Below are 12,869 nucleotides of genomic sequence, written 5' to 3'. Positions count from 1 at the left end.
ATAATGTTTTTGAGATTTAGTTAATTTAGTTTTGTAAAAACGCTGCAATTTTGATATCTCAAATTATTGGTATTTTCTGGAACAAGTGTACCGAAGTATTCGCAAAGACAGCCCGAAAACAGCTTACTTAAGGAGAGTGCGATGCCTACGGTAAGCTACGCCGAAGCAGAGCCAAGAAGAAGCGCTCTTGCCCTTGGTAGTAATATCGGCGATTCACAGACTATTTTAGAAGCAGCTATAGAGATTTTAGCCCAAACGCCAGGTATTCTCTTAGAAGCCAGATCCAATTGGTACCAAACCAAAGCTGTGGGGCCACCACAGCCAGATTATCTCAATGGCTGCGTCACATTGCAGGTAGAAATGCTACCTCAGCAGTTATTAGAGACTTTGTTAGGAATCGAACAACAATTTGGGCGTGTGCGTCAGGAACGCTGGGGACCACGAACCTTGGATTTAGATTTGTTATTATTCGATGACATTATTGTGGATACACCAAATCTCCAGATTCCTCATCCACGAATGCGGGATCGGGCCTTTGTGTTAGTACCACTAGCAGAAATTGCCCCAGATTGGATAGAACCAGTATCCGGGTATGTTATTAAAGAACTGCTGAAAGAGGTAGACTGTTCTGATGTACATTTATTGATGGGCAATTAAAAATACCATCTTTAAACGCAGAAGAACGCTGATTTCACCTCTGTATTCACAGATAATCAGATTTTATTATGCCATTAGGTAGAGAATTACCACAACTACTAAGACAACGCCTGTTTTATAAAGGACGCAAGTTTGATTTTGAAGTTAATCGCTTGCGTTTGCCGAATAAATCGGAAGGAGAATGGGAATGTATTCGTCACCCTGGTGGCGCTCTAGCTGTGCCGGTAACACCAGAGGGTAAACTTGTGCTAGTGCGCCAGTATCGTTTTGCAATTCAGGGACGAATATTAGAATTTCCGGCGGGAACTTTGGAAGCAAATGAAGAGCCTTTAGAAACGATACAGCGTGAAATCGAAGAAGAAACTGGCTATAGTGCCAAAAAATGGGACAAACTAGGCGAATTTTTCCTAGCTCCCGGCTATTCTGATGAAATTATCTATGCTTTTCTGGCGCGAGATTTGGAAAAGCTGGAGACACCGCCACCACAAGATGGAGACGAAGATATCGAAACTGTATTTTTGACTCCCGAAGAATTAGAAAAAGCTATTCTGGAGGGAGAGCCAGTAGATGCTAAATCAGTTTCTAGCTTTTTTCTGGCGCGTCCGTTTTTAATTTAATACGAATATGCTGCTAGAGTTAGCGATTGCAGATGCTTACGGTGCAGGCTTTGAATATGCTGACGAGATGATTGTTAACAATGACTTGAGTCGATACGTCAAACATCCGCGTTTTCGACTCATTCCTGGCAGCTACACCGATGATACCCAGATGAGCATTGCCATTGCTGAAGTGATTGTTGCTCAAGCACCGTGGACGCCAGAAGTTTTAGCCGATAGTTTTGTTAGAGCCTTCAAACGCGATGAGAGAGAAGGTTATTCTCGAAGCTTCTACCATTTTCTGGGAGAAATTCAAGATGGGGAAGAGTTTTTAACGAAAATTAACCCTGATAGTGACAAAAGTGGGGGGGCGATGCGTGCAGCCCCCATTGGTATCTATCCGACACCAGAAAAAGTCATTGAGGCGGCAACAATTCAAGCGGCAATCACCCACAATACACCTGATGGAATCAATGCTGCCGTTGCTGCTGCCCTGATGTCACATTATTTTATCTATCGATTGGGAGCAAAACGCAAATTAGGACAGTTTCTCAAAGGTTATGTATCTGGGGAGTGGTCTAAACAGTGGGAAGGTAAAGTAAAGTCCAAAGGCTGGATGAGTGTCAGGGCAGCGATTACTGCGGTGATGCGAAATGACAGCATGAGCGAACTTTTACAAGATTGTATCGCTTTTACCGGGGATGTAGATACAGTAGCTGCCATCGCACTGGCTGCTGGTTCTTGTAGCGAGGAAATTAGACAAGACATTCCCAATCACCTCGTTACAGGCTTAGAGAATGGCGCTTACGGTAGAGATTACCTCATCGGCTTGGATAAGCAGCTAATGAGTTTGGTAAACAAAAAGACGGGCTAAATGTAATACATGGGTTGGGAGCAGTGTGATTTGCTGCTGCTTTACTTAATTAAAGGCAAACTTAGCTTTTCAAATACTACGGTTTTTCGATATTATTACAGTAACTTATGTAAATATAAAGCTACCCTAAGCTTTACTAGCTCCAAGTTGGCGTAGTAAAGTACACATTGGCAGCTTAACGATGTGCCTGTATATTAAACACATTAACTGCTCAGTCAGGGAGTTGCTACTTATTGGTAATACTGATTTGTTACCTTGGCTAGAGTCATATGAAAATTGACTTAGAGCCAAAGTTATAAGAGCATGACGGGAAGAAGCTTACAACTCCTAAATATGTGTCTCTATGCCAGACGCATACATGTTTCACACAAATGAGAAAAATTACAACTTTTAACAGTGCCGGTAAACTAACTGCTCTTTTGTTCTTGATAACTCTCTTCCTCACGCCTTGTGTGATTGTAAATGCAGGTGAACGTGGTGTATTGATGAAATTTGGCGAAGTCCAAAACCAGATATTAGGAGAAGGACTTCACTTAATTATTCCTGTAGTCAATACTGTAAAAAAGTTGAGTATTCGAGTTCAAAAGCAGGAAATTGTGGCTGAGGCTTCTTCCAAAGATTTACAAAATGTTTTCACAGATATAGCTATAAACTGGCATATTATTCCCCAGGAAGCAAATGCCATTTTTCAAGAAATTGGAGATGAACAAGATGTAGTTATTCGGATTATTAACCCAGCAGTTGAAGAAGTACTAAAAGCAGTAATGGCAAAGTATACTGCTGAAGAAATTATTACTAAACGAGGAGAAGTCAAAGGTGGAGTAGATGATGCATTGTCCACACGGCTGGGTAGCTATCACGTTGCAGTTGATGATATTTCTTTAGTTCATGTCCATTTTTCAGAAAGATTTGGTGAGGCAGTGGAGGCGAAGCAGATTGCTGAACAAGAAGCAAAACGAGCAGAGTTTATCGCACTGAAAGCAACAAAAGAGGCTGAGGCAAAAGTTAATTTAGCTAAAGGAGAGGCTGAGGCACACAGATTATTACGTGATGGTTTAACTCCAGAAATTCTCCAAAGGCAAGCAATAGAAAAATGGAATGGCAAGCTGCCATTAATTGTAAGTAAGGAGGCTCCAAAATTATTGAATTTAAGTGAATTTTTAAAATTTGATGAAAATTGAGATTCTATTCTTTCTCAGAAAATATCTGCTACATATACATAGGGCCGCATAGTTGTCATTGGTGTCAACTTAACGTGAAAGCCAGTCTAAACAGAGCTATTGAGATATTGCCTTGTTCCCAATCTCTGGCTAAGAATGCCTACTAGGAGGCTCTACCCCCCTCTACGTACACACAAGTGGAAGTAAACTACTAGGGAGAGGGGTTTGAGGGGAAAAAGAGAGTGGAAAATCCAATAAAAATTCATGCTCTTTATGGCTGGAAACTCGCTCTGGAGAAACTTGTGTGTACACCGTAGCTTAAAAAGAGGGGAACAGGAATCAAAGTCCCCCTTTTCGAGGGGGACTTAGGAGGATCTAAAACATTTGATACCGATAAGAGGACTTTTAAAACATCTTCTAACATGGAGAGGCCTTGATACTAGAAATAAATGTTTAATGATTTTGGTATTATTGGCTGCTCATCTGTGATGCAATGAATGTTAGCAAATAGAAGGGCTTATACCAATTCTTTGTGAAGCTGTACAAAATCAACCTTCCGAAATTATATTTTGCAAATAGGTCATGTGTAGAAAAAAGATTATAGATAGAAAGTAAGAAAAGTAGGAAAAGTAGGAAAAGTAGGATGTTTTTTATCCCCCCTTGATTATCAGGTTATTACAGGGTAATTTGATCTATTAGATACAGCTTTGGAAAGGGGGTTTGGGGTATGTAAAAAAGTGGCTGAAATTTTGAAAGTATTTCAAAATTTTCAGATAAGAAACCTGAAAGAAAATAGGGAAATGGAGTTAAAAAAACGCATTTTTTTAACTCCTTTTATATTTATTGATGCTTAATTAAACTACTCTTTCGGGGAAATTTCAACGGTAATTCGCTTTGCGAATTTCAATAATATGTGGTATTTAACTTAAAGGAAATATGTCAATGAGACTTCAGATTAGAGAAGATCAGATTGCAGATCCTAAAATAGTGGAGGAAATTAATCAGCTTAAGTCGCAATTAGCAGAGCGGTTACGACTATTTTCAAATTTAGCGAAACAACATTCACTAATTGAAAAACAAAAAGAAATAGATTTTTCAGAAAAATTTGAAAAAAAATATTTAGATTTGAACCATTTTCTGTAGGATACATCAACCCCATCAGTTCTGCATATATTTGAGATGACACTTACAAATTTAGTATATTATGTTACTTATTGCTGCCAGTCTTTTGTCACCTTAGATACCCAAAAACTTGAAACTTACATAATTAAACTTACTACAAAAAAGCGAGTCAGAGCAGCATAAGGCTGTCCCTGACTCCCCACCCTCTGGAATGATTATCATTTTTGAGAATTTGATTTTTTGGAAGTCCCTAACCTTCTTCCGTCAGTCTGGGGTGAAACCTTAATTTTTCGTTGGCTAAAACATCGAAAATTCGTTAATTTTTCCAAGACTGATGAAAGAGGGCTAATTAAAAAATTACGAATTACCTTAGCATTAGCGAGTCATCCCCCAAGGGGAGACGCCTGCTGTAGGATGCCCGTTCGCGTAGCGTCTCCTTTAGGAGTAGGGCTGTAGGGCGAACGAGCGTCTGTAGGAACGTCATTACGAATTATTCACTTTGCCTTGCCAAACAATTTCCTTAACTTTGATTTCTTTCGGGATCAATTTAATTTTGTAGAAGGTATCTGCAACCTCTTGCTGTTTAGTAATCACTTCATCTGTGAGTGGAAGCACATCATACTCACGCCTCTTTTCTGCTATTTCCAACACAGGAGCATCTATACCCAAAGCAGGGGAAAGAAATTTAGCAACTTCACTAGGATTATTCTTTGCCCAGTCACTAACTTTCTTCACCCCATCCAGAACTATTTTCAAAGCATCTGGATTGGCATTAACAAAAGATTTTGCAGCAAGATAATAACCATGATTGGGAGCTAATCCCGTTGCGTCTGCTAAAGTACGTGCGCCTGTTGCTGCTTCTGCAGCGGCTAAGTACGGGTCCCAAATTGCCCAAGCATCAACGTTTTTTCTTTCAAATACAGCACGAGCATCGGCAGGAGTCAGAGTTACTCGTTGGATGTCACTGTACTGTACTCCGGCCTTTTCCAGTGCTTTCACCAATAGGTAGTTAGCATTAGAACCTTTGGCAAAGGCAACTTTTTTGCCCTTGAGTTCTGCCACATTTTTAATAGGTGAATCCTTGGGCACCAGGATGGCTTCAGCTTTTGGACTCCAAGGATCGTAGGCAACATAAACCAAAGGAATACCCGCAGCTTGAGCAAATATAGGTGGTGATTCTCCGGTATAACCAAAATCAATACTGCCTGCATTCAATGCCTCAAGTAATGGAGGACCAGCGGGAAATTCCGACCAAGTTACTGAAGAACCTGAAGCTGCAAAGGTTTTTTCTAATTCCCCTCTCGCCTTCAGCGCATAAAGGACAGTTGACGCTTTTTGATAACCTATGCGAACTGTAGTACCGCTAGCTGCTGGAGTCGAGCTAGCTGTCTGCGGTGTGCCAGAGTTGTTACTTGCGCTTGGAGAACAGGCAGAGAGAGCCAAAGTTAAGCCAAGTCCCACTGCAAACAGTATAGAAAAGGTGCGGATTCTTCGTTGTTGGAACCTCTGGAGGAAGGCAAAAGCTATACCCAACAGTCGGGTTGGAGAGAACTTAGTCAATATCATCACTCTGCTTTCAGGGGTCAATAAATATTAGACTACAGTAAACCTACGGTAAATCTCCGATAAGTTTATTGAATTACCGTATTATGTTGGACTTTAGACAAAAAACATGGGTTTGCGAATTATTTACGCGAACCAGCATAGTTTGAATTCCCATTCAAATCTTCCCAGTCCCTAGCTCCCAGCGATCCACTGAGTTTCGACTACGCTCAACTACCGCTCAACCAGATAACAGAAGCAGCTAAATAGACTTATCCGTAAATTTGAAATGCTTACTGTAGAATGGTTTTAGCGATTATGACCCAAGTGCGATCGCAAACGCTAAATCGACGTAATAACGAGGGTTTAAGGGAATAAGTTGGGCTAAATCATCAGGAACTCGTACAAAGATAGCGAGATGCGATTCCTCATGCCAATTGCTTGCTGTTATTTCAACTAATCATTGGGGCTATTTGCAACAACCTTGGGCGCAACCCTATTTCAAATAACCCAAGGGCTAGCAGCGCTTGGAAACCTTTGCTGATACTGCCACCCAAACCGCAGTCTGGGACAGACTTTTGACAAGGTAATTTTGAGCAAATGGCAAATCAAGCAGGATTATTTAGTCAACTCATTCAACGGCAGCGTTTGTAAAGGGAGCATTGCAAGGGTTCGTTGTCTCAAACGAAAACTGTTCCCAGCACTTGAACCAGAGGCATCTTTGTCAGGGCGATCAAGGTTTCAGGTTTTCAATGGGTAAGTCCATTGAGATGTGTTTGGCTTGTTGAGGACTCAGACCCTTGGTTTAATTACGAATTACGTTAGCGAGTCTGCGTACCCTTACAGCGAAGCAAGCTACGCGCAGCGTCTTGTAGAGAGTGTCATTACGAATTAGTAATTATTGTTAAAACATTAACCGAACCGTATTATATTCACCCACCCATTCTATAGATATTCTGTATTGTTCATAACAAGTTTAGTTATTTATTTAGTATTAGAATTTGCAATAATTTATACTTATTAAAATCGTCAAGCAAGTAAATTATAGAAATTGTATTTAATTTACTAATCACCATTTACTTTTCTGATAAAGTTTAGTAAATCCAAGTTTTACCTCTTCTTTGTAGTACTACTATCACATCGTAATAATACCTAAGTTTTTTAATTATTCATCAAGGAGAAGAAGATATAAAAAACTTGTAGTAATCAAAGAGAACGTGTAATTAAATACACTGTTTTGTGTTATTGCCGCAGTATTTCCCAAATATTTCCTATGAGAACTGAGGCAGAGAAGATAATATGTTTTTAGACATTTTAGCTAGCCTACAACGGTTATTTGTGGGTTACATTCCAGCTGCTGTATTGGGTAGTTTCATTGGATATTTAATAGGTATGAATAGCATGATTTATCAGCTATTTAGGCTGATATTTCAGATACCACATAGTATCCCTCCTATAGCATTACTACCTATTGCCCTAATAGCGTTTCAAGAGAGCGACTCAGCTGCTATTATAGTAGTTTTTCTGGGAACTCTCTGGACGATGATAATTAATACGGCAATAGGTATGCGACATTTTCAGAGACAGAATAATAACTTTCGAGTGGCTATATTTCATATATTTCATGCCTTGAAAGTTAGCATTTGGGTAGCCTGGTTTATAGTTATTGCTATAGAAATGTTAACTGGCCCAAAAGGACTTGGCTTTACCCTCTGGGATGCCTATAAAGCTGGCAATGCCGATTATATAATCCAGGTAATCTTATATATCGGTATCATTGGCTTTTTGCTGGATCAGTTACTAGATTTTGCAGCCTATATTCTCTCGCAAATGGTTTCAGATGGAAAAAAATCTTCCTAAACTTTATCTAGGTTTGCGGATTGTACCCTGCCAGCTAACAGTTTGCTTTGCAGAACGTATTCCCAAAGAACGAGTTGCTACGACTTCAATATCAACGTTGACACCAGGGCGTAAAGCTTCGTCAGAAATTTTGAGCTTGCCCAAAGCTAAAGTAAAACGATTGTAGTCACGAGTCACAAGTTCGTTAGGAATATCCCCTTCATATTCAGTTTTATAGCCGGAAAAACCGTGCAAGCTATCCTGGGCGCGGAATTTCACACGAAACTGAGTATTAATGGCATCAGACTTTGCTGCCAAATCAACTATTTTTAAGTTGAGGTTTTGTCCGGCATCGGCAAACTCTGCCACAGCTAACCGGGTAGCATCTTTTTTGGGAATGGCATGGTTAACGGTAAATGTTGTTAAGTTAGCCTCACTTTTGGTGCTACCCTCAACCCATAAATCCTCAGGAAAAGTAATTTCTACTTGTTTGTTATCAGTTAAATTTAGTGTTACAGCTTGATTGCCAAAGCTAGTGATGGGTTGTCTTTCTTGCCAAACTATTTGAAATGCCTCTTCTAGACGCTGTTCAAACTCTCGATAATCATCAGCGATCGCAGCACCAGGCGCAAGTAGAGAAGCTGCCCCCATGCGTTGATTCCACTTATTCTTCGAGAGGTTGAACTGTTTGTTTGTCAGTTCCGAAATTGCTAGCTGCACAGTTGGAGTATCCGCTGCCAAAGGTTCTTTGCTATTGACAATACTCAAAGTTCCTAAGCGCCCTTGGCTACCATCCCTACCATCGCTACCATCTCGCCCATCGCTACCATCGCTACATCGATAAACCTTGTCAGTACACTTATAATCAGGGCTACCAGGAGTTCCCTTGCAGGTTTTCACTTCCCAACTCCGTCTGTGACAGTTACAACCCTCTGTACCATTGCCACCTCTACCGCCGCGCCCGCCTTCTCCACCAGTTGCCCGAACGGAAATGTTCCGCAAGTCTGCCAAATTGCTGTAATACACTGTGAGGGAACCACCATTTCCGCCATCTCCTCCTTTGCCACCGTTACCACCACTACCACCATTTGGTGCATTTATGTCATGGCTGACGCGTAGGCGTAGCCCGCCGTAGGCATCGCGTTGATAACCACAGTCAGGTTGATCGCCATGTTCTCCGTCTTCCCCGTCTTCACCATCTTTACCGGACAAGTCAAGATTCACAGGTGAACCATTGACAAAAATATTCTGGTTTTCACCGCTACCACCATCTCTACCCGATCGCCCATCGCTTCCTGTGCGTCCATCTCTGCCATAATTTCTGGCTACTTTATAGTATTCGTCAGAGGCAACAGCTGGACATAAAACTGAACCAGAGGCAGGCAAAAAGCTAGTAAATAAGCAGAATGTCAGCAGTAGCGGCAGCTTACTCCTAAAACCATTGTGCATCTAGTTACACCTCAAACTTTAGTTGAATTATCTACTTCTGACGCTGACTTTCAACATTTTGCTCCCTTTTGTATAGTGGTGTGCCAGAATTGTCGCCCATTTGGCAATAATTAAGAAGCTCAGATTCCTGACTCCTTTAAGAAACCGGGGATCTGAGCCTCTTAACTTCTACACGGATTGCTATAGTTTGTAGTTAATATTCTGGCAATTTTCTTACTCTTGATTTGTGTCAACTCAGCACACACCCAGCTTAAGAACTTATTAAGTTGCTGTTGGATCGTCATTAACCTTAACAATCAGCTTGCCAAAATTATCACCTCGAAGTAAACCGATAAATGCACTAGGAGCGTTCTCTAAACCAACAGCTACATCTTCTTTATACTTAAGTTGACCAGACTGCAACCATCCAGAAACATCATGCAAAAAATCATTAAATCGATGTTGGTAATCACCAACTAGAAAACCTTTGATTAAGGCCCGCTTGATTAGCAATGGTCTTAAATTAGGCCCTGGTGGAGTAGAGATGGCATTATACTCCGAAATCAAACCTACTAGTGGAATTCTTGCCCCAAGGTTTATCTGCTGCAACACAGTTTCTAAAATTACACCTGCTGTATTGTCATAGTAAACATCAATGCCATTAGGGGCAGCTTCTTTGAGCGCTGAATCAAGTTCTTGAGTTTTGCGGTTAATGCCAACATCAAAACCCAATTCCTCAACTATATAATCCCGTTTATCGTCACTCCCGACAATTCCGACTACTCGCGCACCTTTAATTTTAGCAATTTGACCTGCTACTGCACCGACAGCACCAGAAGCGGCTGAAACCACAACAGTTTCACCTTCTTTTGGTTGACCGATATCAAGCAGAGCAGCATAAGCAGTCAGACCAGGCATACCAAGTACACCTAAACTATAGGATAAAGGTGCTTGAGTGGGATCGAGTTTACGCAGTGTCTCACCCTTAGATACAGCATAAGTTTGCCAACCGTTATTGCTAAGAACAAAATCCCCAACTTGAAATTGAGGATGATTTGATTTAATTACTTGGCTGACTGTACCGCCTACAATAACTGAACCCAACTCTACTGATGCAGCATAAGATTCACCTGCACTAATGCGGCCACGCATATAAGGGTCGAGAGATAAATAAATGGTGCGGCTAAGAATTTCCCCTTCACCCGGTTCGGGAGTTGGTGTTTCTACTAAAGCAAAATCACTCTCTTTTGGTTCGCCAACTGGACGGCTTTTGAGGATAATTTGTTTGTTAATTAAATCAGACATAAGTTATTTTCCTCTAAATTCAATCTGACCATTCGTAGGTATACAGATGTGTGTGCCCCTTCTGAAGACATTTCTACCTTTACGAAAAAATATTATCAGTAAGTCAGCTTAATTAAACATCTGACTTTTCACGTTGTATGGAAAACCGACGAAAAACAACTCCCTTTCCGACGCTCTCAGAGTTAAAATTCAAAGTCTCTGTCTTAAAAAGAGAGGTTTTCCAGATGGTATGACAATTCAGAATTATAAGAGCATAATTTACCTAATAAAGTTAAAATTTCAAATCTATAAACTCCTTTTTAGCCTGAAGCCAATGTTCTATAGACTTGCCATTTGGATAGCCCATTTGCTGCCAGATTTGATAAGCTTTCAAACGGATTTTATTTTCATCTGGGCGGTTACTGATAAAATGTTCACAGGAATTAGTAGTAAAATTATAGGGAGCTTCTCCAAAAAAATCCTGACGACCCAGAACTTCATTTGTAAAACGGGAATAATTTTGTTTTATTGGACAATTTGGGACTGAAACTAACGCTTTGGATATAATCACTGTGTCCCTAGAGGCGATCGCGCTCTCTTACCCAGTAAACAGCCTGCCCTAGCACAGTCATAACTTCTACCCGTTCTTGATTTGGAATGTTGACTTTGGCTGTATCTAGGGCGTGTCATCAATTCAACCAGATAACAGAAGTAGCTAAATAAATCGCACCCAAAAAGTTGGAGGCACGTTTGTCATAGCGGGTAGCAATTCCTCGGTACTGCTTGAGCTTGGCAAAAAAGTTTTCAATTAAATGGCGGGCTTTGTATAAGTCTTGATCGTAATTACGTGCGGTGGTACGGTTACCCTTAGGCGGAATCACCAGCACCTAGATGGATCAACGGTTAACAGTACTCATGTCAGGGTAGCGATCGCCTGCTGCCACATTTTTTGGTGCAACTGCTTCAAGTCGATTCAACTCTTGTTCACTCAGGGTAATTTCGGTAGCTGCAACATTCTCCTCTAAGTAAGTACGGCGTTTTGTACCAGGAATTGGGACAATATCTTCTCCTTGAGCTAATAGCCATGCTAAAGCAAGCTGACTAGAAGTTACTCCTTTTTCGGTGGCAATTGCCTTAACTTGCTCTACTAATTGCAGGTTCTTATAGAAATTCTCACCTTGAAAGCGAGGAGAATTTCTTCGATAGTCATCAGGTGCAAGATCGTCAGGGCTAGCGATCGCACCTGATAAAAACCCTCTTCCTAATGGGCTATAGGGAACAAACCCAATTCCTAATTCCCGGACAGTCGGTAAAATTTCATCCTCTGGCTCTCGACTCCAAAGAGAATATTCTGTTTGCAGTGCAGTAATGGGGTGAACTGCTACAGCCCGTCGAATTGTGGCAGGAGCAGCCTCCGAAAGCCCCAAATAACGCACTTTACCAAGCTTAACTAACTCTGCCATTGCCCCTACAGTATCTTCAATGGGGACAGTTGGATCTACCCGATGTTGATAATAGAGATCAATTACTTCAACTCCCAGACGTTTTAGCGAGGCATCGCAAGCTTGATGGACATATTCTGGTCTGCCACTAATCCCTTTCCAACCACCATCTTCAGTGCGGACATTGCCAAATTTGGTTGCTAACACTACTTGCTCTCGGCGATCTTTAATTGCTTTGCCTACTAGTTGCTCGTTGGTAAAGGGCCCATACATATCAGCAGTATCAAGAAAATTAACCCCAAGTTCCAATGCTCGATGAATTGTGGCGATCGCCTCAATTTCATCACGACCACTATAGAACTCAGACATTCCCATACAACCAAGTCCGATAGTTGAAACTTCTAACCCTTGTTTGCCTAGCTTTCTGGTTCTCATCAAATAATCTCCTAGCCAGTAATTGGTTTTAGAATATTAGGTCTTTCAGCATTATCCCTTTCCCACTCACCAAGTCATCTATGATTAGAAGTATTTTCTGATTTGACACTCCCCGCACTAAAGTGATGGGGATTCTTGGTTCCCTGACTCGCCGTTAGACAGCAGGCTTGCGCCAACTGCCCAAGAGGGCAAATCTCCCCAAGCGTAGCTTCCCGTATGCCCTACGGTAGTTAATCCAAGTTTGAGAATATTAATACTAGCGTTCACATCCCTATCTTCTACATAGTTGCAATGAGGACAAACCTGAGTCCTCGTAGATAGAGACTTTTTAAGTTTCTTGCCACAGTTAGAACAATTTTGACTAGTATTGTGGGCAGGTACGGCAACCGTTACCTTTCCATACTTGTGCCCAAAATATTCTAACCATTGACGAAAAGTTGACCAGCCAGGATCAGATATTGATTTAGCTAAATGTCGGTTTTTGACCATG

General features: G+C 41.1%; 13 protein-coding genes. 6 read left to right on the top strand and 7 right to left on the bottom strand.

Annotation, left to right across the window (positions count from 1 at the left end; translation table 11 throughout):
* The first annotated feature begins 141 nt into the window (after positions 1 to 141).
* From folK to RM347_RS31880, 5 genes are all read left to right on the top strand, one after another.
* On the top strand, positions 142 to 657 hold the full coding sequence (gene folK, locus RM347_RS31900) for a 2-amino-4-hydroxy-6-hydroxymethyldihydropteridine diphosphokinase (protein ID WP_322720531.1): 516 nt from the start codon (positions 142 to 144) through the stop codon (positions 655 to 657).
* Positions 658 to 725: 68 nt separating this feature from the next.
* On the top strand, positions 726 to 1,274 hold the full coding sequence (locus RM347_RS31895; RefSeq protein WP_322720532.1) for an NUDIX hydrolase: 549 nt from the start codon (positions 726 to 728) through the stop codon (positions 1,272 to 1,274).
* A 7-nt stretch (positions 1,275 to 1,281) separates the two neighbouring features.
* Positions 1,282 to 2,127: an ADP-ribosylglycohydrolase family protein gene (locus RM347_RS31890; protein WP_322720533.1), complete on the top strand. Its 846-nt coding sequence runs from the start codon at positions 1,282 to 1,284 to the stop codon at positions 2,125 to 2,127.
* A gap of 371 nt (positions 2,128 to 2,498) precedes the next feature.
* Positions 2,499 to 3,308, top strand: coding sequence for a prohibitin family protein (locus RM347_RS31885; protein WP_322720534.1), 810 nt, complete (start codon positions 2,499 to 2,501; stop codon positions 3,306 to 3,308).
* A gap of 921 nt (positions 3,309 to 4,229) precedes the next feature.
* A complete protein-coding gene (locus RM347_RS31880; protein WP_322720535.1) occupies positions 4,230 to 4,430 on the top strand; it encodes a hypothetical protein in 201 nt (66 codons plus the stop codon).
* A 462-nt stretch (positions 4,431 to 4,892) separates the two neighbouring features.
* Here the strand turns inward: RM347_RS31880 and RM347_RS31875 are convergent, their stop codons facing one another.
* A complete protein-coding gene (locus RM347_RS31875; protein ID WP_322720536.1) occupies positions 4,893 to 5,975 on the bottom strand; it encodes a sulfonate ABC transporter substrate-binding protein in 1,083 nt (360 codons plus the stop codon).
* A 1,275-nt stretch (positions 5,976 to 7,250) separates the two neighbouring features.
* Here RM347_RS31875 and RM347_RS31870 point away from each other — a divergent pair.
* A complete protein-coding gene (locus RM347_RS31870; RefSeq protein WP_322720537.1) occupies positions 7,251 to 7,811 on the top strand; it encodes a nitrate transporter in 561 nt (186 codons plus the stop codon).
* A gap of 3 nt (positions 7,812 to 7,814) precedes the next feature.
* On the opposite strand, the gene RM347_RS31865 is transcribed toward RM347_RS31870, so the two are convergent.
* From RM347_RS31865 to RM347_RS31840, 6 genes are all read right to left on the bottom strand, one after another.
* Positions 7,815 to 9,239: a collagen-like protein gene (locus RM347_RS31865; protein ID WP_322720538.1), complete on the bottom strand. Its 1,425-nt coding sequence runs from the start codon at positions 9,237 to 9,239 to the stop codon at positions 7,815 to 7,817.
* A 261-nt stretch (positions 9,240 to 9,500) separates the two neighbouring features.
* On the bottom strand, positions 9,501 to 10,523 hold the full coding sequence (locus tag RM347_RS31860; RefSeq protein WP_322720539.1) for an NADP-dependent oxidoreductase: 1,023 nt from the start codon (positions 10,521 to 10,523) through the stop codon (positions 9,501 to 9,503).
* 271 nt (positions 10,524 to 10,794) lie between these two features.
* Positions 10,795 to 11,073, bottom strand: a complete 279-nt coding sequence (locus tag RM347_RS31855; protein ID WP_322720540.1) for a DUF2934 domain-containing protein — start codon at positions 11,071 to 11,073, stop codon at positions 10,795 to 10,797.
* A 118-nt stretch (positions 11,074 to 11,191) separates the two neighbouring features.
* Positions 11,192 to 11,383 carry a transposase gene (locus RM347_RS31850; protein ID WP_428850652.1) on the bottom strand — a complete coding sequence of 64 codons (192 nt, stop codon included), beginning with the start codon at positions 11,381 to 11,383 and terminating at the stop codon, positions 11,192 to 11,194.
* A gap of 15 nt (positions 11,384 to 11,398) precedes the next feature.
* The gene (locus tag RM347_RS31845) at positions 11,399 to 12,379 is read right to left on the bottom strand and encodes an aldo/keto reductase (protein WP_322720541.1); all 981 of its coding nucleotides are present in this window, start codon (positions 12,377 to 12,379) and stop codon (positions 11,399 to 11,401) included.
* 117 nt (positions 12,380 to 12,496) lie between these two features.
* On the bottom strand, positions 12,497 to 12,869 hold a 373-nt coding region (locus tag RM347_RS31840), incomplete at its 5' end, for an RNA-guided endonuclease InsQ/TnpB family protein (protein WP_428850651.1).

The sequence above is a fragment of the Nostoc sp. ChiQUE02 genome (assembly GCF_034531305.2).
Lineage (GTDB): Bacteria > Cyanobacteriota > Cyanobacteriia > Cyanobacteriales > Nostocaceae > Nostoc.
This window is presented reverse-complemented; position numbering and strand designations above follow the sequence as displayed.